We start from the raw sequence: 24,685 nt of genomic DNA, 5'->3' as shown, positions 1-24,685 counted from the left end.
CCCGGCTCATGCCATCCACACCAGCGTGGCCATGCGCCCGGTACGGCGATCGCGGCGGTGCGAATACAGATCCGGGTCGGCCATGGTCGACACCGTACCACCATGGATGTTGGCCGGATCCAGGCCTGCGCTCTGCAGGCGCTGGCGCGCCAACGCGAACAGGTCCACCTTCCAGTGCCCCTGGCGGGTGGCCACGAATGCGGCCGCGGCCGCCGGGTCGTGGCCGACGAAGGCGTGGTACACCTCTTCGCCGATCTCGTAGTCCTGCGGTCCGGCCGCCGGGCCCAGCCAGGCGCGCAGCTGCGCCGGGGCGGTGGTCATCGCAGCCACCGTGTGTTCCAGCATGCCGTCGGCCAGCCCGCGCCACCCGGCATGGGCAGCGCCCACTTCGCTGCCATCGGCGGCGGCAAACACCACTGGCAGGCAATCGGCGGTCAGGATGGCCAGCACCACGCCCCGTTCAGAGGTGACCGACGCATCGGCCACCGGTTCGCTGGCGCCTGCCTGCGGCGGCGCGTTCAAGCGCAGCACCGTGCAGCTGTGTACCTGGCGCAGCCAGTGCGGCGCCGACGGCAGGGCCAGGCCCTGCTGCAGCAGCTGGCGGTTGTGCTCCACGTTGGCCGGGGTATCGCCATCGGCAGCATGCCGGTTGCCCAGGTTGAACTGGTCGAACGGCGCCGGCGAAATACCCGCGCCGTGGCGACGGGTGGTCAGCGCCCGCACTCCCGGCGGTGCCGGCCAGTCAGCCTGCAGCAGCGGCAGTGCGGCGGCCATTACCAGCGGTCCCGTTCGCGTGCAGCAAAGGCTTCGCTGTCTTCGCGCAGCACCTTCATCAGGTGCAGCATGTCGGCCGGCACCGGCGCACTGTTGCGCACCGGCTGGCCGGTGATCGGGTGCACGAACTCCAGGGTTTCAGCGTGCAGCGCCTGGCGCTTGAAGCCGCGCAGCGCGGCCACCAGTTCGTCGCTGGCGCCCTTGGGCAGCTTCAGCGCGCCGCCGTACAGCGGGTCACCCACGATCGGGTGGCGCAGGTGCGCCATGTGCACGCGGATCTGGTGGGTGCGGCCGGTTTCCAGGCGGCATTCCAGCGCGGTGTGGGCGCGGAAGCGCTCGCGCAGGCGGTAATGGGTCACCGCTTCCTTGCCATCTTCGCGCACGCCCATCTTGAGGCGGTCGCGCGGGTGGCGGTCGATCGGGGCATCGGCGGTACCGCCGGCCACCAGCGCGCCCATCACCACGGCCAGGTACTGGCGGTGCACATCGCGCGCGGCCAGCTGTTCCACCAGCGCGGTCTGCGCTTCCAGGGTACGGGCCACCACCATCACGCCGCTGGTGTCCTTGTCCAGGCGGTGCACGATGCCGGCGCGCGGCAGCACGGCCACCGACGGGTCGCGGTACAGCAGGGCGTTCACCAGGGTGCCGCTGTGGTTGCCGGCACCGGGGTGCACCACCAGGCCCACCGGCTTGTTGATCACCAGCAGGTGCTCATCCTCGAACAGCACGTCCAGCGGGATGTCTTCGGGCTGGGCGTCGGTCTGGGTGTCCAGCACCACGGTCAGGCTCACCACCTCGCCGCCGCGCAGCGGGTCGCGCGGGCGGGCCTGAGCGCCGTCCAGCAGCACATCGCCGGATTTGATCCACTCGGTCAGGCGCGAGCGGGAATATTCGGGGAACAGTTCGGCCACAACGGCGTCGAAACGCCGGCCGGCGGCGGTATCGGGAACGATGGCCTGGCGGGCCGATTCGGAAGTTTGTTCAGACATGGCAAGGGGGATCTTTGAAATTTTGGGGTCCGGGCGGCCGGTTTCAGTCGCAGGACAGGACACTAGGCTATCATCGACCCTTCGTATTCCAGACGCGTCCCGCCTTGACCCCATGATCCGACGCTCCGCCATGCTCTCCGCGCCCGTCCGCCTCACCGCCCTGCTGCTGGTGCTGGTCATCGCCGCCACCGGTTGCCACCGCGGTGCCAAGAAGGGGGATCGCCCCGATGAAGGCACGCCTGTCGAACAGCTGTACGACAAGAGCCACGCGCTCATGAAGGGCGGCAACTGGAGCGGCGCCGAAGCCAGCTTCCGCCGTCTGGTGGCCCAGTACCCGTACGGCCCGTACACCGAACAGGCGATGATCGAGACCGCCTACGCCCAGTACAAGGCCGGCAAGCACGATGACGCGGTGTCCAGCATCGACCGCTTCATCCGCACCTACCCGACCCACCGCAACATCGCCTACCTGTACTACCTGCGCGGTCTGGCCAACTCCAATCGCAATACGGTTTTCCTGCGCCGCGTATGGTCGCTGGATCCCAGCCGCCGCGATCTGTCCACCCCGCACCAGGCCTATGCCGACTTCAACATCGTGGTGGACCGTTACCCGAACAGCCGCTACGCCGCCGATGCGCGCCAGCGCATGATCGTGCTGCGTGACGTGTTCGCCCAGCACGAGCTGGACAACGCCCTGTACTACCTGCGCCGCGAAGCCTATGTTTCCGCCGCCGGCCGCGCCAACTACCTGCTGGAAACCTACCCGCAGAGCGCGTACCAGTACGACGCCGTGGCCGTGCTGGGCGAAGCCTACACCCACCTGGGCAACAAGACGCTGGCCGACGATGCCCGCCGCGTGCTGACCCTGAACCAGCCCACCCACCCGTGGCTGGAAGGCAAGTGGCCCAAGTACCCGTGGATGATCCGCAAGCTGAATCCGTTCGCCGGCGAGAAGTCCGCCAGCACCGGCCAGCGCAACGCACGGCTGGAAAAGAAATAAGAGCGCAAAGGGCCCCGCAAGGGCCCTTTCCTTTTGTAGCGTCGAGCCATGCTCGACGGCGCTTGGCATTTGGACGCTGGGAATGCCCCATCCACGCATGGCGTGGATGGCGGGATTAGGAATTCTACGAATCCGCAGCCATTGCGATCCCGTTCCCAGACCCAACCCGCGCCGCCTTCCACACTCCCGTGCACGGCCATTCCCGCCTGCCTGGAGTCCGCATGACCTCAATCGTTTCCCGCACCCGCCCCCTGCTGGCCGCCGTCGCTGCCGCCCTGCTGGGCCTGCCCGTGGCTGCCCAGGCGGCCGAGCCCGGCGATCTGCTCACCGCCGCCCCCTACCGCGCCGACTGGGTGCCCTCGAAGGCGGCCCAGGCCTACCTGCTGCGCTATCACACCCCCGATCACAGCGGCCGCCTGGCCCAAGGCACCGGGCTGCTCTACCTGCCTGCCGGGACCGCGCCGACGGGCGGCTGGCCGGTGGTGTCCTGGGCGCATGGCACCCAGGGCATTGCCAACCACTGCGCGCCGTCGGTGTCCGGCCCCACCCATCCCGAGCGCGACGGGCGCTTCCTGGACCACTTCCTCGGCCAGGGCTATGCGGTGGTCGCCGCCGATTACCAGGGCCTGGGCAGCCCGGGCCAGCACACCTACCTGCACGTGCGCACCGCCGCGCGCAACAGCATCGACATGGTCAAGGCCAGCCACCAGTTCCTGGACGGCGGGCGCCTGTCGCCCCGCTGGGTCTCGGTGGGCTATTCACAGGGGGCGTCGGCCGCGCTGAGCGCCGGCCACCTGGCGGCCGACTACGCCGGCCCCGCCCTTCAGTTCAAGGGTAGCTTCACTGCTGGCACGCCCACGGCCGTGGAAATCACCGCGCTGGTGATGCGGCCCGACAACCGCACCGGCAACCCGGGGGCACTGAACGCCTATCACGCCTATCTGCTCGATGGCCTGCTGCAGGTGGCGCCGCAGATCGACCGGGTGCTGAGCCCTCAGGGACGTGCCCGCATCGCGCTGGCCCGCCAGCACTGCCTGACCGATCTGGCCGCGCAGCTGGAAGGCGCCAGCACCGGCGAGATGTTCAGCGCGCCGTTGACCACGGTGCCGGGCATCTGGACGCTGCTGCACGACTATCTGGGCGTGCCCCGGCGCGGGTTCACCCAGCCGTTGATGCTGGCCCACGGCACCGGCGACCAGGATGTGCCCTACCTGACCACGCTGCTGTACGCCGCCGGCCTGGCCCTGCGTGGCGAGCCGGTGGCCTTCCGGCAGTACCCGGTCGACCACCGCGGCACGCTGGATGCGGCGGCGGCCGATGGGCTGGCGTTCGTGCGCGCACGGCTGGAGGATGCCCGCTTCGACCCCGCAGCCGAATTGGCGGGGCTGGAACAACAGCTCGACGCCGCACGATGATGGGTTGGTAGATCCACGCCATGCGTGGATGATCGTCGAACACCGTGCGGACCAAGGTCCGCACCTACCGGGGGTGGCGCGGGCCGCCCTTACCCCTTGAACCCGTTGCTGATCGGGTACCGGCGCTCGCGGCCGAATGCCCGGCGCGACACCTTCGGGCCCGGCGCGGCCTGGTGGCGCTTCCACTCGCTGATGCGCACCAGGCGCAGCACCCGGTCCACCACGGCCGCGTCGTAGCCGGCCGCCACGATCTCCGCGCGCGACTGCTCCTGGTCCACGTAGCGGTACAGGATGCCGTCCAGCACGTCGTAGGCCGGCAGCGAATCCTGGTCCAGCTGGTTCTCGCGCAGCTCGGCCGACGGAGGTCGGCTGATCACCGCCGGCGGAATGACCGGCGCGCCGCCCACGGTGTTGCGCCACTTCGACAGCCCGAACACCTCGGTCTTGTACAGGTCCTTCAGCGGCGCATAGCCACCGCACATGTCGCCATAGATCGTGGCGTAGCCCACCGCGTATTCGCTCTTGTTGCCGGTGGTCAGCAGCAGGCCGCCGAACTTGTTGGCCAGCGCCATCAGGATGACGCCGCGGCTGCGCGACTGCAGGTTCTCTTCGGTCACATCCGGCGTGGTGCCTTCGAACATCGGCGCCAGCGATTCCATCAGGCCCTTGAAGGCCGGCTCGATGGAGACCGCTTCCAGCTTCACGCCCAGCGCCTGGCACTGCTCGGCGGCCAGATCGTTGGACATGCCGGCGGTGTAGCGCGAGGGCAGGCGCACGGCGGTCACGTTGTCCGCGCCCAGCGCATCCACGGCCAGGGCCAGCACCAGCGCCGAATCGATGCCGCCGGACAGGCCCAGCCACACCTTCTTGAAGCCGTTCTTGCGGCAGTAATCCTGAATACCGCGGGTCACCGCACGCCAAGCCAGCGCATCCATGCTCTCGTCGCCGTCGTCCATCCACACATGCGGCATGAACCGGCGGCTGGCGCCGTCATAGTCCACCACCAGCCACTGGTCCATGAAGGCCGCCGCGGCCGGGTGCACCGTGCCATCGCCATCGGCCACCACCGACGCACCGTCGAACACCAGGGCGTCCTGGCCGCCCACCACGTTCAGGTAGGCAATGGCCGCCCCGCTCTCGCGGGTGCGCGCGGCCAGCACGGCGTCGCGCTGGGCATGCTTGCCGCGCTCGTAGGGCGACGCGTTGGGCACCACCACCAGCTGCGCGCCGGCCTGCACGGTGTCGGCCATCGGCTCGGCAAACCACAGGTCTTCGCAGATCAGCAGGCCCACCGGAATGCCGTTCACTTCGAACACGCAGCTGCCGCCATCGGGGTCGACATCGAAGTAGCGGCGCTCGTCGAACACGGCGTAGTTGGGCAGCTCGCGCTTGCGGTAGGTCTGTTCCACCAGGCCATCGCGCAGCACGCTGGCGGCGTTGTAGACCACCGCGCCGGCGGCCTGCGGCCAGCCCACCACGGCGGTGATGCCACGGCAGGCGGCGGCGATGCGGGCCATGGCCTGCTCACATTCGTACAGGAAGCCCGGGCGCAGCAGCAGGTCTTCCGGCGGGTAGCCGCTGACGGCCAGCTCGGGGAACATCACCAGCTCGGCGCCGTACTCATCGCGCGCCTGGCCGATCATCTCGATGATGCGTTCGGAATTGCCGGCAACATCGCCGACCGGGAAATCGAACTGCGCCATCGCGATACGGATCGAAGCCATGGGGGTCCAGCCTGTGGTTGCAATGCGCCCATTGTAACGCCGGGCCATGCCCGCGCCGGGCCATCCCCAGTAGATCCACGCCATGCGTGGATGGGGCCGACCGGCACACCGCCAGATGCAGAAAAGCCGCCCGGAGGCGGCTTTTCTGTTGATGCAGGTAGAGCAGTCGACTGACAGTCGACTCTACCGAATCGTCTGCCGGAGGCAGTCGATCTTATTTCACCAGCTTGGCGATGGCGGCGCCCAGGTCGCCCGGCGAGCGGACGGTGACGACACCGGCAGCTTCCATGGCGGCGAACTTGCCTTCGGCCGTGCCCTTGCCGCCCGAGGCGATCGCACCGGCGTGGCCCATGCGCTTGCCGGCCGGAGCCGACGCACCGGCGATGAAACCGACAACCGGCTTCTTCACGTGGTTCTTGATGTACTCGGCGCCGGCTTCTTCAGCGTCACCGCCGATTTCGCCGACCATGATGATGCCTTCGGTCTGCGGGTCTTCGTTGAACAGCTTCAGGCAGTCGACGAAGTTCAGGCCGTTGATCGGGTCACCACCGATACCGATGCAGGTGGACTGGCCCAGGCCGACTTCGGTGGTCTGCTTGACCGCTTCATAGGTCAGGGTGCCCGAACGCGACACGATGCCGATCTTGCCCGGCTGGTGGATGTGGCCCGGCATGATGCCGATCTTGCACTCACCCGGGGTGATGACGCCCGGGCAGTTCGGCCCGATCAGCACGGTGTCCGGATGCGAACGGGTCAGCACATTCTTCACGCGCAGCATGTCCAGCACCGGAATGCCTTCGGTGATGCAGACGATGACCTTGATGCCGGCAGCAGCGGCTTCCAGGATCGCATCAGCCGCGTACGGCGGCGGCACGTAGATGACCGACGCGTTGGCACCGGTGCTCTGCACGGCGTCGGCAACGGTGTTGAAGACCGGCAGGTCGATATGGGTGGTGCCACCCTTGCCCGGGGTCACGCCGCCCACAACCTGGGTGCCGTACTCGATCATCTGAGTGGCGTGGAAGGTGCCCTGCTGGCCGGTGAAGCCCTGCACGATCACCTTGGTGTTCTTGTTGATCAAAACAGACATGGTAATTCCTTGGTGTCGGTATCAGGCGGCGTTCTTGACAGCTTCAACGATCTTCTTGGCGCCATCGTTGATGTTGTCAGCCGGGATGATGGCCATGCCGCTGTCACGCAGCAGCTGCTTGCCTTCTTCCACGTTGGTGCCTTCCAGGCGCACCACGACCGGAACCTTGACGCCCACTTCCTTCACGGCGGCGATGATGCCTTCGGCAATCATGTCGCAGCGGACGATGCCGCCGAAGATGTTGACGAAGATGCCTTCGACCTTGTCCGAGGACAGGATCAGCTTGAAGGCTTCAATGACGCGCTGCTTGTTGGCACCGCCGCCCACGTCCAGGAAGTTCGCCGGCTCGCCGCCGTTGAGCTTGATGACGTCCATGGTGGCCATGGCCAGGCCGGCGCCGTTCACCATGCAGCCGATGTTGCCGTCCATGGTGACGTAGTTGATGTCCAGTTCCGAAGCGATCACTTCGGTCGGATCTTCCTGGGTCTTGTCGCGCATGGCGACCAGGGCCTTCTGGCGGAACGCGGCGTTGTCGTCGCTGTCGAACTTGCCGTCCAGCGCGTACAGGTTGCCGTCGTCCAGGATGGCCAGCGGGTTGATTTCAACCAGGGCCAGGTCCTTTTCGTTGAACAGGCGGTACAGGTTCACCATGATGCTGGCGAACTGGCCGGCCTGCTTGGCGGTCAGGCCCAGCTTGAAGCCGAAATCGCGGCCGTGGTAACCCTGCACGCCTTCGACGAAGTCGACGTTCAGCGAGTGGATCAGTTCCGGGGTTTCAGCGGCAACCTGCTCGATCTCCACGCCGCCTTCCGAAGAAGCGATGTAGGTGATGGTCTTGGTGCCACGGTCAACCAGCACCGACAGGTACAGTTCCTTGACGATCTCGCCAGCGGTGGTCACCAGCACCAGGTTGACCGGCAGTTCAACGCCTGCGGTCTGGTAGGTGGCCATCTTGGTGCCGAGCATCTTGGCCGTAGCGGCCTTCACATCGTCGGTGGTCTTGCAGAACTTGACGCCGCCAGCCTTACCGCGGCCGCCAGCGTGGATCTGCGCCTTGACCATCCAGGGGCCCTGGCCCAGAGCGTTGGCAGCGGCAACCGCCTCGTCCGGGGTCGCAGCGACCTTGCCGGCCGGGACCGGAATGCCGTATTCGGCAAGCAGTTGTTTTGACTGGTATTCGTGGAAATTCATGCGTCACCGTGGGAATAGGAACGACCGCACGCAATTCCTCAGGGGCCCCGGCGGGGCGCCGGCATGGACCGCGGCGGGCCCACTATTGTGGCCGAGCCGGCGCCGGGGCGCAAAGAAGTATGGACAAATGGCCAGACCCGGGCAGTTTTCCGCCGTCATTCAGGCAGTTGCGGGCGCCGGGCGGGCCCGGCCACGCGCCCGCCCGGGCCCGATTGCGCAGGAAATCGCTTCCACAGGCCTATACTTGGGGCGGCCGTGCCGGGGTAGAGTCGAGCTTGCTCGACTGCCGTTGCCTCGCATGGCACAAGCAGTCGAGCAAGCTCGACTCTACGCAGCGCGGTTCCGATGATCGGGGGAACATCGGCTACGCTGCAGGCCACCGCCGTCAAACCCAGTTCCAGGCAGCCAGAAGGGGAGTTCCGGCGTGTCACCCAGTGCTTCATTGATCGACCGCATCGAATCGATACCGCGGCGTGAGCTGTACTTCTTCGCCCTGTACCGGGTGCTGATCGCGTCGGTCATCGCCGCCCTGCTCTACAGCCCGTTGTCGGCCATGGTCGGCGAAGCCCACCACCCGCGCCTGGCCTACGCCGTGGGCGGCGCGTACCTGGGCCTGTCGCTGCTGTGGCTGCTGATCGGCCGCAGCGAACGCTGGCTGCGCCCCACCGTGGTCGGTGGCGTGCTGCTGGATATCGTCGCCGCCAGCCTGCTTGCGCACGCCCTGCCCGGCGCCAGCGCCGGCATTTCGATGTCGCTGCTGTTCAACATCGCTGCGGCCGCCACCTTGCTGCCGCTCAGCTGGGGCCTGTGCCTGGCGCTGGCCGCCAGCGTGGCCACCGCCGCCGAATACCTGTGGAAGGTGCTGGAAGGCGGCGACCCCACCCGCACCCTGGCCGAACTGGCCATGTTCGCCACCAGCTACCTGGCCCTGGCCTTCATCAGCTACCAGGTGGGCAACCGCGCGCGCCGCAACCAGCAGCTGGCCAACCAGCGCGGCGACGAAGTGGCCAACCTGTTCCAGATCAACGAACTGATCATCCGTCGCATGCGCACCGGCGTGCTGGTGGTCGATGGCGAAAACCGCATCACCCTGGCCAACGAAGCGGCCTCGCTGCTGCTGGGCGACAACGATGGCGTGGGCGAAACCGGCCGCCTGGACCTGGCCAGCATCGCCCCGGAGCTGGCGCGCCGCCTCAACCGCTGGCGCAACGGCTGGACCCAGGACGAACTGCCGCTGCAGCTCAACCCCGACCAGCCGGAAGTACAGCCGCGCTTTGCCCGCCTGCTGGCCGGCAGCGATCTGGCCCTGGTGTTCCTGGACGATTCCAGCGTGGTCTCGCGCCGCGCCGAATCGCTCACCCTGTCGGCCATGGGCCGCTTCTCGGCAAGCCTGGCCCATGAGATCCGCAACCCGCTGGCCGCCATCAACTACGCGGTGCAGCTGCTGGAAGAAGGCACCGGCTTCAACGAAAGCGACCGCCGCCTGCTGCAGATCATCCACCAGCAGTGCCAGCGCACCAACAGCATTGTGGAAAGCGTGCTGGGCCTGGCCCGGCGCGAACGCGCCACCCCGGAAAACGTCGATCTGGCCGCCTTCGTGCGCCGCTTCGTGCTGGAGTACAAGCAGGGCCAGACGCTGGAAACCGACAGCATTGAGCCGATCATCACCGACACCTCGGTGCCGGCGCAGGTGGACACCCGCCACCTGTACCAGGTGCTGACCGTGCTGGTGCACAACGCGCTGAAGTATGGGCGCGTGGGCCAGCAGCCAGCGCGTGTGCGCCTGCGCGTGGCCCTGCACGAGCGCAACGCGGTGATCGACGTGATGGACCGCGGCCCCGGCATTCCCGAAGCGGTGGCCGCGCAGTTGTTCCGCCCGTTCTTCACCACGTCCGAGCACGGCACCGGCCTGGGCCTGTATATCGCCCGTGAGCTGTGCCGCGCCAACCAGGCACGCCTGGATTACATCCCGGTGCCGGCCGGCGGCTCGTGCTTCCGCCTGGTCCTGCCGGGCCCGCACACCCTGCTTCCGACCTGATCCAGCGCGTCAAGTATTTGTCGCTTCCGCCCCCCCTCGGCTATCTTTCCGCCCATGAACGAAACCCGCAGCGCTCTCATCGTCGACGATGAACGCGACATCCGCGAACTGCTGGTGCTGACCCTTGGCCGCATGGGCCTACGCATCAGCACCGCCGCCAACCTTGCCGAAGCGCGCGAGCTGCTGGCCAGCAATCCCTACGATCTGTGCATCACCGACATGCGCCTGCCCGATGGCAACGGCATTGAGCTGGTCAGCGAGATCGCCCACCACTACCCGCGCACCCCGGTGGCGATGATCACCGCCTTCGGCAGCATGGACCTGGCGGTGGAAGCGCTGAAGGCCGGCGCCTTCGATTTCGTCAGCAAGCCGGTGGATATTTCGGTGCTGCGCGGGCTGGTGAAGCACGCACTCGAACTGAACAACGCCGAGCGCCCTGCCACCGGCCCCGCCGCCGAACAGGCCGCGCGCCTGCTGGGCAGTTCGCCGGCCATGGACGTGCTGCGCACCACCATCGGCAAAGTGGCCCGCAGCCAGGCCCCGGTCTACATCCTGGGCGAATCGGGCGTGGGCAAGGAACTGGTGGCACGCACCATCCACGCCCAGGGCGCCCGCGCCGCAGGCCCATTCGTGCCGGTGAACTGCGGCGCCATTCCCAGCGAGCTGATGGAAAGCGAGTTCTTCGGCCACCGCAAGGGCAGCTTCAGTGGCGCCCACGCCGACAAGCCTGGCCTGTTCCAGGCGGCCCATGGCGGCACCCTGTTCCTGGACGAAGTGGCCGAACTGCCGCTGCAGATGCAGGTGAAGCTGCTGCGTGCCATCCAGGAAAAATCGGTGCGGGCGGTCGGTGCATCCAACGAAGAACCGGTGGACGTGCGCATTCTGTCGGCCACCCACAAAGACCTGGCCGAGCTGGTCGAAGACGGTCGCTTCCGCCACGACCTGTATTACCGCATCAACGTGATCGAACTGAAGGTGCCGCCGCTGCGCGAGCGCCGCCAGGACCTGCCCGACCTGGCCGGTTCCATCCTGGCGCGGCTGGCCCGCAGCCACGGCCGTGGCACCCCGCTGCTGGCACCGTCGGCGCTGGACGCACTGGCCCAGTACGGCTTCCCAGGCAACGTGCGCGAACTGGAAAACATCCTGGAACGCGCCCTGGCGCTGGCCGAAGAAGACCGCATTGGCGCCGACGACCTGCGCCTGCCGCAGCACGCCCCGCGCACCGCCGGCGGCGCCCACCCGGCCGTGGCCGTGGAAGCGGTAGCCGACCTGCAACCCGGCAGCGCCGCCCTGCCCTCGTACATCGAGCAGCTGGAACGCAGCGCCATCCAGCGCGCGCTGGAAGAGAACCGCTGGAACAAGACCCGGACCGCCGCGCAGCTGGGCATTACCTTCCGCGCGCTGCGCTACAAGCTGAAAAAGCTGGGAATGGAATAAGGGCCGGAGTGCCCCGGGGTCGGATCCCTTTCCGCAGGAAAGGGCTCTGACCCCATTCGGGCCTGCGCTATCCACGCATGGCGTGGATCTACCGGGGGCGGCTGTGCCCCCGTCATCCCCGTATCAGAACAACCGCATCAATCCTTGGTAACGCGGTTGATCTCAGCCAGGCTGGTCACACCCGCCGCCACCTTCTTCAGTGCCGACTGGCGCAGATCATTCACGCCGATCGCTTGCGCGGCTTCGGCAATCTGCAGTGCGTTGCCGCCGGCCAGCACGATGGTGGAAATCTCGTCGGTCATCGGCATCACCTGGTACAAGCCGGTACGGCCCTTATAGCCCTCGGTGCATTCATCGCAGCCCACCGCTTCGTGCAGCTGGATACCCGCATCCAACTGTTCCTGGGTGAAGCCTTCGGCCAGCAGCGCGTGTGCCGGCAGTTCGGCCGGACGCTTGCAGTTGTTGCACAGCCGGCGCGCCAGACGCTGCGCGATCACCAGGGTGACCGAGCTGGTGATGTTGTACGGGGCAATGCCCATGTTCATAAGACGCGCGATGGTCTGCGGCGCATCGTTGGTATGCAGCGTAGACAGCACCATGTGACCGGTCTGCGCCGCCTTGATGGCGATTTCCGCCGTTTCCAGATCGCGGATTTCGCCCACCATGATGATGTCCGGATCCTGTCGCAGGAACGAGCGCAGCGCCGCCGCAAAGGTCATGCCGCGCTTGTTGTTCTGCTGCACCTGGTTGACGCCGGGCAGACGGATTTCCACCGGGTCTTCGGCAGTGGAAATATTGCGCGTTTCATCGTTCAGGATGCCCAGCGCGGTATACAGCGAAACCGTCTTGCCCGAACCGGTCGGGCCGGTCACCAGCACCATGCCGTAGGGCTTGTGGATGGCTTCCAGGAACAGCTTCTGCTGGTCCGGCTCGTAACCCAGCTTGTCGATACCCAGCTTGGCCGCGCTGCCGTCCAGGATACGCAGCACCACCTTTTCGCCGAACAGGGTCGGCAGCGTGCTGACGCGGAAGTCGATCTGCTTGCTCTTGGACAGGTTCAGCTTGATGCGACCGTCCTGCGGCACGCGCTTTTCGGCGATATCCAGCTGCGCCATCACCTTCAGGCGGGCGGCAATGCGCTGGTTCAACTTCACCGGAGCGCGCGCCACCATCTTCAGCAGACCATCGATGCGCAGGCGCACGCGGTAGTCGTCTTCGTAGGGCTCGAAGTGTATGTCCGACGCGCCCTTGCGGATCGCATCGACCAGCACCTTGTTCACGAACTTCACCACCGGGGTGTCGTCGCCCTTGGCGTCTACGCCGCTGTCGGTGGAGGACATGTCCTCCTCACCGCCGGAGACGTCCAGATTGGCCATGCCATCGTCGTCACCGCCCAGCGTGTCGCCCAGGGTGTCGTGGCTGGAATGCCACTGTTCGAGGGTGCGCCGGATCTGGTCCTCATCGACCAGGATCGGCTCCACCACCAGGTTGGTGTGGAACTTGATCTCATCCAGCGAATGGGTCGGATTGCTGGTACCCACGAACAGCTTGCCGCCGCGCTTGAACAGCGGCAGCACGTTGTGCTTGCGCAGCAGCTCTTCGCTGACCAGGCTCATCGCGTTCTGGCTGCTGTCGAACGTGGACACGTCGAACAGCGGCATGCCGAACTCAACCGAGTTGGCCGCTGCCAGCTGGGCGGCTCCCACCACCTTGTTCTGTGCGAACCAGGTCGGCAGCGGCTGCTTGGCAGCCGTCGCCTTGGCCATGGCATCGCGGGCGCCGGCTTCGTCCAGTGCACCGTCCTGCACAAGGCGACGGGCCAGGCCGGTGATGCCGACGAGATTGGCGGTGACGATTGCATTCATTAGATAAGGCTCCTACTCCCCTTGACAGGTTACCGGACACCCAACCCATGCGAAAGCACCGGATGCACGCCGCATCCTGCGCCCATGCCCAAGATCGCCCGCCGAACCTTGCTGCGTCAACGGCACTCGGCCGGCACATGCTTGGGCAGACCAGCAACCCGTGTGCACTGCCACCGGACCGGCTCATTGGCCGCGAACGTGGGCGTCAATCGCAGCGTCACCGATCCCGCAGCGGCCGTGGTGATCGCCGTCAGGACCCCGTTTCCTGCGCACGCTATCGAAGCGACGTTGCGCGTGGCCGTCACCAACGGATCGACGCCCACGCAGGCGTTCGCGTCCAAGGCATTGCGACTGTTTATGTTCTCCACGACGGCCGCCTTCGCGCCAGACATCAGCACGGCGGCCTCCGAGACCCGGGCCCGTATCGTGTAGTCCTGATAAGCAGGCAATGCAATCGCAGCCAGAATAGCCACGATGGCCACCACGATCATCAATTCAATCAGCGTGAAGCCACGTGAAGTCTTCATCTGGCATGCCTCCCCTGGGCATTCTGTGGAGAAAGATCAGCGACGCCATGATCAACAACGCCGGGTCGGTACATCTGCCCCGTCTCAGCGGGACATACAGGGCCACATTGCCTTCGCAGCCAGCGCGGCGCTGTGGGTGTCACTCACCGGATCGCCATCGAAATACGCAAGAAGAAGCCGGTCACTGCCATCGGTTACCGCCAGCGACAGCATTCCGGGCAATCTGCCGAAGTGCATCCACACCCGCAACGCCGGATCCCAACGCCACCCGTAGGCATAATGGCTGCCATCTTCCAGATGAAGTGTGGAAGGCAGGTCACGAACCGGGAGCAGGGCCTGATAGGTCGCATAGGCCGCGGGCAGCGTCGCCCGCCACCCGCCGGCAGCCCCCAGCGGACTGGACAGAATGGCGCGGAACTCCGGGGACAGGTGCTGGGGCTTCTCCAACAACACCTGCCCCAGCAGGCAGTACCCGGCATTGCTGTACATGACCGCGTTGCCAGGCTGCACTTCCGGCGGGCGGAACGCCACATCTGCAGCAGCAAGGGCACAACTGGGCGGATCATTGGCGAAGAGCGGATCTCCGCCGCTGCGATCAAATCCCCCCTGATGCTGAAGCAGCTGGCGCACCGTGGTTTTCTGGTTACTGCTCTGGATACGCAGGCGTGGCAGCAGGTCCGCGAAAGGCGTACTCAACTGAAAGTCCCCACGTGCGATGGCTTTCCGCACCTGATCGGCAACCAGCGGCTTGGTCAAACTGGCCATGGGCAGCTCGGCATGCGTATCGGCAGCAAACAGGCCGCCAGCACTGACCACCTCAGGCTGCCCGCCCAGCCGCCCAAACACTACCCTTCCCGAATGCAGCTCTGGCTGCTGCAACGCCTGCTTCATGCAGACGACCTGCGGACGCTCCTTCTCCCCGCAGCCGCTGATCAGCAGCATGGCAATGATCAGAAATGCCCTCGCCGTCATGACTGCCTCCTGTTTCGCCCCCAGCAAACTGGACGCAAGATCCGCGCCAACAGTCCATGCTCAGCAATCCAATCCGCATACTGGCGATAGACCGCATCGTGCAGAAGATGCCGTTCCTCCGTACGCGCCCGCAGATAATAGATGACGTTCACGCACAGCAGCGAAAGGCTGTGCACGAGCGCCTGCCCCCACCCCATGACGGGCAGGAACGGCACCCACATCAACCACCAGGACAGATTCTTGGCCAGATAGGCGGGGTGTTTGCCCCATCGATATGGGCCGTGGGTCACGATGCCGCGGTGCGTCAGATTGGAGAACCTCGGCCCGAAGGCCACGGTGCCCCAGGTGTAGATGGCGGTCAGCACCAGGATCGCACCGCCCCACAGGTAGGACGCCAGGCTGCCGATCGCAAGCCAGACGGTCCAGTCGGCGCCGTGCTTGTACACCAGCCAGGCGTCGAGCACCCACACACTCAGGGGCGGATAGCAGACAAGGGCCGATAGCCAGCCGAGCCACGTCCGGTCCACGGAACGGATTTCCGCGCCCAGGTGGCGACTAGTGGACATGTAGCCGATGGCCGCGAACGAGGTGTCGATGGCGTACATCAGCGCCAGCGGAACCGCGAACCATGCAAGCGCAGACGAATCAAACACCTTTGCCTCGGCATGGGTCAGCCATCCCAGTGCCCAGCCCAACATCAGCGGCAGGAAGAAGCACTTGATCACCCATCCAAGGATCAAGGTCATCTCGCCGTCAGCCAAGCGCCGGGACCGCACGAAGCCACGCACGACGCATCCAAGGGCGGCGATGTTCTCTCCAAGCCAGCGCGGGCGCAGCAAGGCAACGATGAACGCCAGTGCCGCCGACGCAATCCCGGGCAGCAGGATGTCGCCAGCCGCAGCGCCCAGGCCCCCGCCGATGGTCAGCTGCATCCACACACTGAGGCCCGCCAGGGCCACCACAACCACCAGGCCGAGCAGGACGTCCGGGCCCGCCGGCGGCGGCTGTGTTTTTTCAAGCTGGCGCCATTCCAGCAGCCACATCGGCACGGCGCCCCCCAGGACCAGGAAGATCAGCGCGGGTCCTGTCCCGAGCGACAAAGCGAATGCGCACAGCATCGCTGCGACCGCACCCAGCGCGCCCACGATCCCCACGCGCGCCGGTACCGCCGTTCGCGGAAGTTCAGTCATCCCTGCTCCCCCAGGAAATCACTGTCAAAAAAAAGGATGGGGGGCATTGCCCCCCATCCTCAGACAACTAACCGTTGGCTACCGGGCGATCAGCCGCCGGTGCCGGTGCCGGTGCCGGTGCCGCCAGCAGCGCCGCGGCATTCGGCCGGGTAGTACTTGGCCTGCGAGCCGCTGCCGACGCAGCGCCAGGTGGTGCCAACGGCCGAGTCAGCGGCGCCAGCGGTCGGGGTGTAGGTCAGGATGGTACCCTTGGTGCGGGTCGCATCACCGGTCACGGTGATCACGCCAGCGCCGGCGCAGGCGATGCTGGCCATGTTGGTGGTAGCAGCGGTGGTGCCGGTGCCGGTGCAAGCGCCGGTGGTCGGAATGGTGCCGCCGTTGTTGGCAATGTTTTCAGCCACGGTGGTCTTGAACGAGCTGGCCATCACGGCCAGTTCCGACACGCGCGAACGGATGGTGTAGTCCTGGTAAGCCGGCAGAGCGATGGCGGCCAGGATGGCAATGATCGCAACAACGATCATCAGTTCGATAAGGGTGAAGCCCTTCTGGTTCTTCATAGTCGTACATCCCCAAGATAGTGGTGGTTGATGTCAGTGCCCAGGAGCGGTCCGGCCGGCGGCCGGGTGAGCGGGTCCTGCGCCCTGCGGGTGGATCAACGCAGGTTGCGTGCCAACCCCGGCACGCCTCCCCCTGGATTTCCCCGGGCCAATGATGGCAGCTATTTTGCGGATGGGAACCCCCCGGTGAGAATTCTGCGACGCAGGCGGCAATGTGACGCAGTGTGTCACCTTTGGTCGGCGCCTGCCACGAAATCACACTCCGATAGGGCCTGCTGCTGCCCAGAAGCCCCTGAACCCGCTACCATCGGCCCATTGATGCCCGCCTGGGGATGGCGGGTCTTGGGGAGCCAACATGTCTGTCAGTCGCAGTGCGATGAAGAAAGAGCCCGTGGCGCGTAGCACCATGGAGTTGCAGCCGTTTGTCTGGCAGGGGACAGACAAGCGCGGCGTGAAGATGAAAGGTGAGCAGCTGGCCAAGAACGCCAATCTGCTTCGGGCCGAACTGCGTCGACAGGGGATCAACCCCGGCGTGGTGAAGGTCAAGCCCAAGCCTCTGTTCGGCTCTGCGGGCAAGGCTGTCGGACCGAAGGACATTGCGTTCTTCAGCCGCCAGATGGCCACCATGATGAAATCGGGCGTTCCGATCGTATCCGCTCTGGACATCATCGCGAGCGGGCACAAGAACCCCCGCATGAAGAAGATGGTTGACGGTATCCGGCTGGATATCGAGGGCGGCTCTTCGCTCTATGAGGCGGTCAGCAAGTACCCGGTGCAGTTCGACGAGCTGTATCGCAACCTGGTGCGGGCCGGTGAAGGCGCAGGTGTGCTGGAGACGGTGCTGGACACCGTTGCGACATACAAGGAAAACATCGAAGGACTGAAAGGCAAGATCAAGAAGGCACTGTTCTATCCGGCGATGGTGGTCGTTGTCGCCGTCGTCGTGTCGGCCATCCTGCTGATCTTCGTCGTGCCGCAGTTTGAAGAAGTGTTCAAGGGATTCGGCGCCGACCTGCCGGCGTTCACCCAGCTGATCGTGGGAATGTCACGCTTCGTGATTTCCTGGTGGTGGCTCATCCTGTTCCTCGTCGCAGGCGCGGTCATCGGCTTCGTGATGGCCTACAAGCGATCGCCGAAAATGCAGCACGGGATGGATCGGTTCATCCTCAAGGTGCCGGTGATCGGCCAGATCATGCACAACAGCTCGATTGCCCGCTTTGCACGCACTACTGCGGTTACGTTTAAGGCCGGCGTGCCCTTGGTGGAAGCACTGGGCATCGTCGCCGGCGCCACCGGCAACAAGGTCTACGAAGAAGCCGTGCTGCGCATGCGTGACGACGTGTCGGTCGGCTACCCGGTCAACATGGCCATGAAGCAGACCAATCTGTTCCCGCACATGGTGATCCAGATGACCGGCATCGGCGAAGAGGCCGGCGCCCTGGATGCCATGCTGTTCAAGGTGGCCGAGTACTATGAGCAGGAAGTCAACAATGCCGTGGATGCCTTGAGCAGCCTGCTGGAACCGATGATCATGGTGTTCATTGGTACCATTGTCGGCGGCATGGTCATCGGCATGTACCTGCCCATCTTCAAACTCGGCGCCGTCGTCGGCTAAGGTAACAATGGCATTTCTCGACCAGCATCCCGGCCTCGGCTACCCCGCCGCGGCCGGTCTGGGGCTGCTGCTGGGCAGTTTCCTGAACGTCGTCATCCTGCGCCTGCCCAAGCGGCTGGAATGGCAGTGGAAGCGCGATGCGCGCGAGGTTCTGGAAGAACCGGACTACTACGAGCCGGCCCCGCCGGGCATCGTGGTGGAGCCTTCGCACTGCCCGCACTGCAAGCACAAGCTGTCCTGGTACGAAAACATCCCCCTGTTCAGCTGGCTGATCCAGGGCGGCAAGTGCCGCCACTGCAAGGCCCCCATTTCCATCCAGTACCCGCTGGTGGAAGCGCTGACCGCGGTGATGGTGCTGGCCTGCGTGTGGCAGTTCGGCTTCGGCTGGCAGGGCTTTGGCGCCATCGTGCTGACCTGCTTCCTGATTGCCCTGTCGGGCATCGACCTGCGCACCCAGCTGCTACCGGACCAGTTGACCCTGCCGCTGATGTGGCTGGGCCTGATAGGCAGCATCGACAACCTGTACATGCCGGCCAAGCCCGCCCTGCTGGGTGCGCTGCTGGGCTACCTGTCGCTGTGGTCGGTGTGGTGGCTGTTCAAGCAGCTGACCGGCAAGGAAGGCATGGGCCATGGCGATTTCAAGCTGTTGGCAGCGCTGGGCGCCTGGTGCGGTATGAAGGGCGTGCTGCCCATCATCCTGATGTCCTCGGTGCTGGGTGCCATCATCGGTTCGATCTGGCTGTACAGCCGGGGCCGTGACAAGGCGACCCCCATCCCGTTCGGCCCCTATCTGGCGCTGGCCGGCTGGCTGTTCTTCATGTGGGGCGAGCCGCTGCTGAACCAGTACCTGGTGATGAGCGGGCTGCGCTGACGGCACCGCCATGAGCCGCTACGTGGTGGGCCTGACCGGCGGCATTGCCGCCGGCAAGAGCGAGGTGACCCGGCGCTTCGAGGCGCTGGGGATCGTGGTGGCCGACGCCGATCTGGCCGCCCGCGCCGTGGTCACCCCCGGCGCACCGGCCCTGGCCCGCATTGCCGAGCGCTTCGGCGCCGACATGCTGCTGGCCGACGGCACCCTGGACCGGGCGCGGTTGCGCGCCCACATCTTCGCCGACCCGGCCGAACGCACAGCACTGGAAGCCATCACCCACCCGGCCATCCGCCGGTTGATGCAGCAGCAGTGCGAGCAGGCACCCAGCCCCTATGCGATTGCCGCCATCCCCCTGCTGACCGAAGTGGGCGGACGCATGGCCTACCCGTGGTTGGACCGCGTACTGGTGGTGGACGCCCCCGAGGCCGTGCAGCATGCCCGGCTGATGCAGCGCGACGGCATTGATGCCGCGCTGGCCGACCAGATGATTGCCGCCCAGGCCAGCCGCGCACAGCGGTTGGCGCTGGCCGATGACGTGGTGGTCAATGATGGGCACCCGGATGACCTGCAGGCGCAGGTGGAAGCACTGCATGAGCAGTACTTGCAGCTAGCGCGCTGAACCCGCGTAGAGTCGAGCTTGCTCGACTGAGTAGAGTCGAGCTTGCTCGACTGATCTGCCTTTCCGCACGCCTGATCGGGGTCAGAGCCCTTTCCTCTGGAAAGGGATCCGCCCCTGGGCGGCTGGCTAAGCTGGGGTCAGAGCCCTTTCCTGCGGAAAGGGATCCGACCCCGTCGGGTGACCTGCCCTTCAGCCCAGCTGGCGGCGGGCGTACTGGGCCAGTTCGCGGGCGGCCAGCAGCAGACCCTCCACCACGTCGGACGGCAGTTGTTGGCCGGCGCTGCCTTGTACGCGGGCGGCTTCGGCGGCGTGCAGCATCTGGATCAGGGCGTTCAGGCCGGCCAGGGTGCGGCTCAGACTGGCCAGGGTGACGGCCTGGGCCGGCGTCAGGCCGGTGGCCTTCTGCGGCTGGCCTTCGGCGGTGTCGCGGCCATCCATGCGGGCCAACAGGTTCGGCAGCAGGTCGGTGGGTTCGGACAGGACGTCTTCAATGCGTTCGGCAATCTCGGCCGGAAGCTGATCGATGGAATCGCCAACCAGGCGATGCAGGTTGGGATAGGCGGTGCGCTGTGACATGGCGATGCTCCTCCGCAGACGGCGGGGCCACCTGCGGATGCAAGGTGGCGGACGGTGCGGGTTGGCGTACCGGATCACAACAATCAACGAAACACTCCGGCGGATTCCAATGAATCCCCACGCACCGTCCGCCAGAAGCAGGCACACGGTGCATATTCCATGATGGCCAGCGGCACATCAGAGGTTTGTTGATTGTTGGGTAGATTTCAGGACGCCAATCCCGGCCAAGGCACCTGCCCCGGCCACGCCATCAGGCCACCGCATGCCCCGTCAATCACGAGGCAAAAGCGCCACCGCCCCTACGCCGCAGCCCATTCGTGCCGCAACGCACAGCCACTGCGCGATACCGATCACATCGCCACGGTGTCAGGCCCGCAAAGAACGGCGCAACGTCACCTTCGCACGCGCCAGTCACGACACATCGCGCGCAGCACCAGCGCCGACCAAAATCGGCGCCTACCGGGTTTCCGTGTGCCCGATTACAGCGGCTTCGGCGAGAACGTCAGCGTGGCGATCACGCCGCGCTGGCCGCCCGGCCGCACGCTCACCTGCCAGCCGTACAGATCGCACAGGCGGCTGACGATCGACAGGCCGATACCGCCACCCTGCGAATGGCCGGCATGCGTGCCGCGATAACCGCGCTGGAACAGCTTGGCGGCATCTTCTTCGCTCAAGCCGGGACCGCTGTCGGTCACCGACACCGCATTGCCGCCCACGTGCACGCGCACGTCGCCGTCCTGCGAATACTTCACCGCATTGCCGATCAGGTTGCCCAGCGCCACCGACAGCGCGGCCTCGGGCGCGTCGATCACCAGATCGCGCTCGCCTTCCAGCACCAGCTCCAGCGGCTTGCCGCCCAGCTGTGCGCGGTGTGCATCCAGCAGCTGCTCGGCCACGCGGGCAACGTTGCTGGTGCCCTGCCCGCGCTCGTTGCGCGACAGCAGCAGCAAGGCGCCAATCAGATCGCTGCACTGCTGTTCGGCACGCTGGATGCGCTGCAGACGCTGCAGCACCTTCTCGTCCAGACCCGGACGGGTCAGCAGCAGTTCGGTGGCGCCGCGAATCACGGCCAGCGGCGTGCGCAGTTCGTGGCTCACGTCGGCATTGAACTCACGGTCGCGCTGCACCACTTCGGTCAGCCGCGATGAATAGTCGTCCAGCGCCTGCGCCAACTGCCCCACTTCGTCATCGGGGAAGCGCGGGGCCAGCGGCTCGGGGTCGCTGCTGCCGCCGCGATAGGCGCGCAGGCGTGCGGCCAGGTCAGACACCGGCTTCATCACCTTCGAGGCCGACCACCAACCCAGCACCAGCGACAGCAGGCTGAACACCAGCACCGACAACACCAGCGCGCGACTGAGCTGCTGCCCGCCGCGCACGCTGTCGGTCATGTCATAGGCCAGGAAGAACCAGGCGTCGTCAGCCTTGCGCACCGCCAGCTTGTAGGCGTAAGGCTGGCCCTGCTCGTCGGTGCCGCTCAGGTTGTAGTTGCCGTTGGGCAGCGCGGCCCAGTCCGGCTGGTTCTCGCGCACGCGGTCGAATTTGTCGCGCGAGTACGCATACGCCTTGATCTGCTGCACCGGCACTTCCGGGTTGCGCCCAGGGTGTTCGTAGAAGCGACGCGCGTACTCGTTGATGTTGCGGTTCATCACGTCTTCCACCAGCTGGTTTTCCACGCGGATGCGGGCCCAGTTGGTGGCGAACGCGAACAGGGTTGTCAGGCAGAAGCCCAACAACACGAATGACACGATGATGCGGCTGCGCAGGCGCCGCCGATAAGGCGTGCGCCGACGCTCCCCTTTCGCCGCCACCGAATCAGGCTTCCGGTGTGGCGATGCGGTATCCGATGCCATGGCGGGTCTGGATCAGCGGCACTTCGAACGGCTTGTCCACCACTGCACGCAGGCCGTGGATATGCACGCGCAGCGAATCGGAATCGGGCAGCTCTTCGCCCCACACGCGGGTTTCCAGTTCCTGGCGGGTCACCACGGCCGGGGCTGCTTCCATCAGTGCCTGCAGGATCTTCAGGGCGGTGGGGTTGAGCTGCAGCAGCTTGCCTTGGCGGCGCACTTCCAGCGTGTCCAGGTTGTATTCCAGATCGCCGGTTTCCAGCACGCGGGTCTGCACGCCCTTGCCGCGGCGCGACAGCGCGTTCAAGCGCACTTCCACTTCCTGCAGCGCGAACGGCTTGATCAGGTAGTCGTCGGCGCCCGAATCGAAGCCGGCCAGCTTGTTGTCCAGCGAATCGCGGGCGGTGAGCATGAGCACCGGGGTCTGCTTGCGCGCTTCATTGCGAAGCTTGCGGCAGACCTCGATGCCATCCATGCCGGGCAGATTGAGATCCAGCACGATCGCGTCGAACTCATGCACCACGGCCAGGTGCAGCCCGGTCACACCGTCGGCGGCGAAATCGACGGTGTGGCCACGGTCTTCCAGGTAGTCCCCCAGATTGGCCGCGATGTCACTGTTGTCTTCGATTACCAGAATTCTCACTGTAGCCTCTTGAATGTTTGGTGTTTTAGCGTTCCGGCAACGGTCGGTTGCGCTGGATGTCGTTCATTTCGCGCTGGCTGTCGCGGCTCAATGCGCGGCGCTGGGCCACGGTCATGCACTGCGAGGTCACCATGTTGCTGCCCACCGCACGGGTGCGCTTGCAGATCATGCGGCTATCATCCTTGGCGCGGGTCAAGACCGTGTTGACGATCTCCTGGTCGTTGAACACAGAGACCTGCTGGCCGCTGGAAAGTTCAGCGCCGCCGCTGCGGTCAATGGCAGTCTGGATGCGGGTCAGCGCATCGCTCACCTTGGCCTGCTCGCCGGCAGAAATCTCGGAATAGAGTTCACCCTTGGCCAGATCGGCGCGGATGGTGGAAATCTGGGTGTTGACCAGATCGGCCGGGCGGCTGACATCCAGCGGGCCGGCGGTGCCACGGCTTGCCGCAGCGCTGGCGGAGGCCAGGACCAATAGGACAGCACATGCAACCTTACGCATCACATTCCCCTCCTTAGGTGTGCCGGTAGTGGCCAAGGCATGTTCAGCCAAGACCCCGCCGTGCGCAAGTTGCTGCGCGGCAAGAAAAAAGCCCAGACGGCGCTGCGCCGCCTGGGCTTGAAGTGTCATCCCGATTACCGATCCTGCTGAGAGGCAGAGCTGCGGTGAAATGGAGACTACGCCCCGGCCGATTAAAGCGGTGTTAAACCCGTCCCCGCCAGCTGAACGAATGCGTACACCATTGAATATCAAGGCTTTTTAAGCTTTTCCACATGCACGATGATGCGCTCGGCCACGTCCACCCCGCAGGCAGCCTCGATGCCCTCCAGGCCCGGGGTCGAGTTCACTTCCAGCACCAGCGGCCCGCGCTGGGAGCGGATCAGGTCCACCCCGCAGACCGACAGGCCCAGCGCCTTGGCCGAGCGCACGGCCACCTGCTGCTCGGCACGGCTGGCCTTGGCCGGCTGGGCGGTGCCGCCGGCGTGCAGGTTGGAACGGAAGTCGCCCTCGGCGGCCTGGCGCTGCATGGACGCCACTACCTGGTCGCCCACCACGAAGCAGCGCAGGTCCGCGCCCCTGGCCTCGCCAATGAATTCCTGCATGAGGAAGTTGGCATACAGGCCACGCAGGGCCTCGACGATGCCGCGCGAGGCGCTGGCCTTTTCGGTCAGGATCACGCCCCGCCCCTGGGTGCCTTCGTTGAGCTTCACCACATGCGGGGCCGGGCCCAGCATGGACAGCAGATCCACGGTGTCGTCGGGGTTGTCGCCGAACACGGTGACCGGCATGTCGATGCCCTTGGCCGCCAGCAACTGGTGCGCGCGCAGTTTGTCGCGCGAGCGCAGGATGGCGTCTGACGGGTTGGGCGTGCGCGCGCCCATCAGCTCGAACTGGCGCAGCACGGCGGTGCCGTAGCGGGTAATGGAGGCGCCGATGCGCGGAATGACCGCATCAACGCCGGTCATCGGCCGGCCCTTGTAATGCATCGAAAAGCCATCGGCGGCAATGCGCATGTAGCAGCGCAGCGGGTCCAGCACGCGCACGGTGTGCCCGCGCGCGCGCGCGGCCTCGACCAGCCGACGGGTGGAATACAGGGAACTGTTGCGGGACAGGATGGCGAGCTTCATCGCGGGGGCATCGGGCGGCAGGCGCGCAGCATAGCGCGGGCGTGTGGCGGCGGGATGATGCTGGTGTGGGTTGCGTTCACAGCCCCCTGTCTCTTTCGAGGGCAGAACCTGACGCTGGT

Annotated in this window: 22 protein-coding genes; 7 read left to right on the top strand and 15 right to left on the bottom strand. The window is 66.0% G+C overall.

The window, feature by feature from the left end:
- Window positions 1-6: 6 nt before the first annotated feature.
- Complete coding sequence (pgeF, locus tag IAE58_RS05285; protein WP_199932818.1) at window positions 7-774, bottom strand: peptidoglycan editing factor PgeF; 768 nt, start codon at window positions 772-774, stop codon at window positions 7-9.
- Window positions 774-1,763: a 23S rRNA pseudouridine(1911/1915/1917) synthase RluD gene (gene rluD / locus IAE58_RS05280; protein ID WP_108753958.1), complete on the bottom strand. Its 990-nt coding sequence runs from the start codon at window positions 1,761-1,763 to the stop codon at window positions 774-776. Before rluD ends, pgeF begins: the two co-directional genes overlap by 1 nt.
- A gap of 112 nt (window positions 1,764-1,875) precedes the next feature.
- Between rluD and IAE58_RS05275 the strand changes: the two genes are divergently transcribed.
- Both IAE58_RS05275 and IAE58_RS05270 read left to right on the top strand, forming a co-directional pair.
- The gene (locus tag IAE58_RS05275) at window positions 1,876-2,763 is read left to right on the top strand and encodes an outer membrane protein assembly factor BamD (RefSeq protein WP_108753959.1); all 888 of its coding nucleotides are present in this window, start codon (window positions 1,876-1,878) and stop codon (window positions 2,761-2,763) included.
- 221 nt (window positions 2,764-2,984) lie between these two features.
- Entirely contained in the window at window positions 2,985-4,178 is a 1,194-nt protein-coding gene (locus IAE58_RS05270; RefSeq protein ID WP_199932819.1) for a lipase family protein, read from the top strand.
- An 89-nt stretch (window positions 4,179-4,267) separates the two neighbouring features.
- Here IAE58_RS05270 and IAE58_RS05265 read toward each other — a convergent pair whose 3' ends face one another.
- The 3 genes from IAE58_RS05265 to sucC all read right to left on the bottom strand — a co-directional run bounded on the left by IAE58_RS05265 (window position 4,268) and on the right by sucC (window position 8,183).
- The gene (locus IAE58_RS05265) at window positions 4,268-5,902 is read right to left on the bottom strand and encodes an NAD+ synthase (RefSeq protein ID WP_199932820.1); all 1,635 of its coding nucleotides are present in this window, start codon (window positions 5,900-5,902) and stop codon (window positions 4,268-4,270) included.
- Window positions 5,903-6,116: 214 nt separating this feature from the next.
- Window positions 6,117-6,992 (bottom strand): succinate--CoA ligase subunit alpha, encoded by an 876-nt coding sequence (gene sucD / locus IAE58_RS05260; protein WP_005410793.1) that lies wholly within the window; start codon window positions 6,990-6,992, stop codon window positions 6,117-6,119.
- Window positions 6,993-7,013: 21 nt separating this feature from the next.
- A complete protein-coding gene (gene sucC / locus IAE58_RS05255) occupies window positions 7,014-8,183 on the bottom strand; it encodes an ADP-forming succinate--CoA ligase subunit beta (RefSeq protein ID WP_199932821.1) in 1,170 nt (389 codons plus the stop codon).
- A 424-nt stretch (window positions 8,184-8,607) separates the two neighbouring features.
- On the opposite strand from sucC, the gene IAE58_RS05250 reads away from it, so the two are divergent.
- Both IAE58_RS05250 and IAE58_RS05245 read left to right on the top strand, forming a co-directional pair.
- Window positions 8,608-10,221 (top strand): ATP-binding protein, encoded by a 1,614-nt coding sequence (locus tag IAE58_RS05250; RefSeq protein ID WP_108750895.1) that lies wholly within the window; start codon window positions 8,608-8,610, stop codon window positions 10,219-10,221.
- 54 nt (window positions 10,222-10,275) lie between these two features.
- The gene (locus IAE58_RS05245; protein WP_199932822.1) at window positions 10,276-11,658 is read left to right on the top strand and encodes a sigma-54 dependent transcriptional regulator; all 1,383 of its coding nucleotides are present in this window, start codon (window positions 10,276-10,278) and stop codon (window positions 11,656-11,658) included.
- Between the two features lie 137 nt (window positions 11,659-11,795).
- Here the strand turns inward: IAE58_RS05245 and pilB are convergent, their stop codons facing one another.
- From pilB to IAE58_RS05220, 5 genes are all read right to left on the bottom strand, one after another.
- Window positions 11,796-13,523: a type IV-A pilus assembly ATPase PilB gene (gene pilB, locus IAE58_RS05240; RefSeq protein ID WP_199932823.1), complete on the bottom strand. Its 1,728-nt coding sequence runs from the start codon at window positions 13,521-13,523 to the stop codon at window positions 11,796-11,798.
- Between the two features lie 116 nt (window positions 13,524-13,639).
- The gene (locus IAE58_RS05235; protein WP_199932824.1) at window positions 13,640-14,050 is read right to left on the bottom strand and encodes a pilin; all 411 of its coding nucleotides are present in this window, start codon (window positions 14,048-14,050) and stop codon (window positions 13,640-13,642) included.
- 84 nt (window positions 14,051-14,134) lie between these two features.
- Entirely contained in the window at window positions 14,135-15,022 is an 888-nt protein-coding gene (locus IAE58_RS05230) for a serine hydrolase domain-containing protein (RefSeq protein ID WP_199932825.1), read from the bottom strand.
- The gene (locus tag IAE58_RS05225; RefSeq protein WP_199932826.1) at window positions 15,019-16,212 is read right to left on the bottom strand and encodes an isoprenylcysteine carboxylmethyltransferase family protein; all 1,194 of its coding nucleotides are present in this window, start codon (window positions 16,210-16,212) and stop codon (window positions 15,019-15,021) included. The genes IAE58_RS05230 and IAE58_RS05225 overlap by 4 nt, the downstream gene beginning before the upstream one ends.
- An 89-nt stretch (window positions 16,213-16,301) precedes the next feature.
- Window positions 16,302-16,769, bottom strand: a complete 468-nt coding sequence (locus IAE58_RS05220; RefSeq protein ID WP_199932827.1) for a pilin — start codon at window positions 16,767-16,769, stop codon at window positions 16,302-16,304.
- Between the two features lie 355 nt (window positions 16,770-17,124).
- Here IAE58_RS05220 and IAE58_RS05215 point away from each other — a divergent pair, with 355 nt between their 5' ends.
- From IAE58_RS05215 to coaE, 3 genes are read left to right on the top strand one after another with little or no spacing between them, the layout of a single operon-like run.
- Window positions 17,125-18,384, top strand: a complete 1,260-nt coding sequence (locus tag IAE58_RS05215) for a type II secretion system F family protein (RefSeq protein ID WP_199932828.1) — start codon at window positions 17,125-17,127, stop codon at window positions 18,382-18,384.
- A 7-nt stretch (window positions 18,385-18,391) separates the two neighbouring features.
- A complete protein-coding gene (locus tag IAE58_RS05210; protein ID WP_108753966.1) occupies window positions 18,392-19,255 on the top strand; it encodes an A24 family peptidase in 864 nt (287 codons plus the stop codon).
- A gap of 10 nt (window positions 19,256-19,265) precedes the next feature.
- A complete protein-coding gene (coaE, locus tag IAE58_RS05205) occupies window positions 19,266-19,874 on the top strand; it encodes a dephospho-CoA kinase (RefSeq protein ID WP_199932829.1) in 609 nt (202 codons plus the stop codon).
- 189 nt (window positions 19,875-20,063) lie between these two features.
- On the opposite strand, the gene IAE58_RS05200 is transcribed toward coaE, so the two are convergent.
- The 5 genes from IAE58_RS05200 to rimK form a co-directional block, all read right to left on the bottom strand.
- A complete protein-coding gene (locus tag IAE58_RS05200; RefSeq protein ID WP_199932830.1) occupies window positions 20,064-20,450 on the bottom strand; it encodes a hypothetical protein in 387 nt (128 codons plus the stop codon).
- Window positions 20,451-20,929: 479 nt separating this feature from the next.
- Entirely contained in the window at window positions 20,930-22,300 is a 1,371-nt protein-coding gene (locus IAE58_RS05195) for a HAMP domain-containing sensor histidine kinase (RefSeq protein WP_199932831.1), read from the bottom strand.
- The gene (locus IAE58_RS05190; RefSeq protein ID WP_005410804.1) at window positions 22,263-22,940 is read right to left on the bottom strand and encodes a response regulator transcription factor; all 678 of its coding nucleotides are present in this window, start codon (window positions 22,938-22,940) and stop codon (window positions 22,263-22,265) included. Before IAE58_RS05190 ends, IAE58_RS05195 begins: the two co-directional genes overlap by 38 nt.
- Before the next feature lie 25 nt (window positions 22,941-22,965).
- Complete coding sequence (locus tag IAE58_RS05185; protein WP_200734974.1) at window positions 22,966-23,412, bottom strand: hypothetical protein; 447 nt, start codon at window positions 23,410-23,412, stop codon at window positions 22,966-22,968.
- A gap of 275 nt (window positions 23,413-23,687) precedes the next feature.
- Entirely contained in the window at window positions 23,688-24,566 is an 879-nt protein-coding gene (gene rimK / locus IAE58_RS05180) for a 30S ribosomal protein S6--L-glutamate ligase (RefSeq protein ID WP_199932833.1), read from the bottom strand.
- Between the last annotated feature and the right edge of the window lie 119 nt (window positions 24,567-24,685).

Source organism: Stenotrophomonas sp. S49 (assembly GCF_016624905.1).
Classification (GTDB): domain Bacteria; phylum Pseudomonadota; class Gammaproteobacteria; order Xanthomonadales; family Xanthomonadaceae; genus Stenotrophomonas.
Note: the sequence above shows the minus strand (reverse complement) of the source record. Positions and strands in the feature narration are given on the sequence as shown.

Excerpts from the sequence above, each read along its gene's own strand:
- IAE58_RS05200 (WP_199932830.1), bottom strand. The coding sequence starts at position 20,450 with ATGTCACAGCGCACCGCCTATCCCAACCTGCATCGCCTGGTTGGCGAT.
- IAE58_RS05245 (WP_199932822.1), top strand. The coding sequence starts at position 10,276 with ATGAACGAAACCCGCAGCGCTCTCATCGTCGACGATGAACGCGACATC.
- pgeF (WP_199932818.1), bottom strand. The coding sequence starts at position 774 with ATGGCCGCCGCACTGCCGCTGCTGCAGGCTGACTGGCCGGCACCGCCG.
- pilB (WP_199932823.1), bottom strand. The coding sequence starts at position 13,523 with ATGAATGCAATCGTCACCGCCAATCTCGTCGGCATCACCGGCCTGGCC.
- IAE58_RS05215 (WP_199932828.1), top strand. The coding sequence starts at position 17,125 with ATGTCTGTCAGTCGCAGTGCGATGAAGAAAGAGCCCGTGGCGCGTAGC.
- rimK (WP_199932833.1), bottom strand. The coding sequence starts at position 24,566 with ATGAAGCTCGCCATCCTGTCCCGCAACAGTTCCCTGTATTCCACCCGT.
- IAE58_RS05230 (WP_199932825.1), bottom strand. The coding sequence starts at position 15,022 with ATGACGGCGAGGGCATTTCTGATCATTGCCATGCTGCTGATCAGCGGC.
- coaE (WP_199932829.1), top strand. The coding sequence starts at position 19,266 with ATGAGCCGCTACGTGGTGGGCCTGACCGGCGGCATTGCCGCCGGCAAG.
- IAE58_RS05235 (WP_199932824.1), bottom strand. The coding sequence starts at position 14,050 with ATGAAGACTTCACGTGGCTTCACGCTGATTGAATTGATGATCGTGGTG.
- IAE58_RS05275 (WP_108753959.1), top strand. The coding sequence starts at position 1,876 with ATGATCCGACGCTCCGCCATGCTCTCCGCGCCCGTCCGCCTCACCGCC.
- IAE58_RS05220 (WP_199932827.1), bottom strand. The coding sequence starts at position 16,769 with ATGAAGAACCAGAAGGGCTTCACCCTTATCGAACTGATGATCGTTGTT.
- sucC (WP_199932821.1), bottom strand. The coding sequence starts at position 8,183 with ATGAATTTCCACGAATACCAGTCAAAACAACTGCTTGCCGAATACGGC.
- sucD (WP_005410793.1), bottom strand. The coding sequence starts at position 6,992 with ATGTCTGTTTTGATCAACAAGAACACCAAGGTGATCGTGCAGGGCTTC.
- IAE58_RS05210 (WP_108753966.1), top strand. The coding sequence starts at position 18,392 with ATGGCATTTCTCGACCAGCATCCCGGCCTCGGCTACCCCGCCGCGGCC.
- IAE58_RS05265 (WP_199932820.1), bottom strand. The coding sequence starts at position 5,902 with ATGGCTTCGATCCGTATCGCGATGGCGCAGTTCGATTTCCCGGTCGGC.
- IAE58_RS05225 (WP_199932826.1), bottom strand. The coding sequence starts at position 16,212 with ATGACTGAACTTCCGCGAACGGCGGTACCGGCGCGCGTGGGGATCGTG.
- rluD (WP_108753958.1), bottom strand. The coding sequence starts at position 1,763 with ATGTCTGAACAAACTTCCGAATCGGCCCGCCAGGCCATCGTTCCCGAT.
- IAE58_RS05270 (WP_199932819.1), top strand. The coding sequence starts at position 2,985 with ATGACCTCAATCGTTTCCCGCACCCGCCCCCTGCTGGCCGCCGTCGCT.
- IAE58_RS05195 (WP_199932831.1), bottom strand. The coding sequence starts at position 22,300 with ATGGCATCGGATACCGCATCGCCACACCGGAAGCCTGATTCGGTGGCG.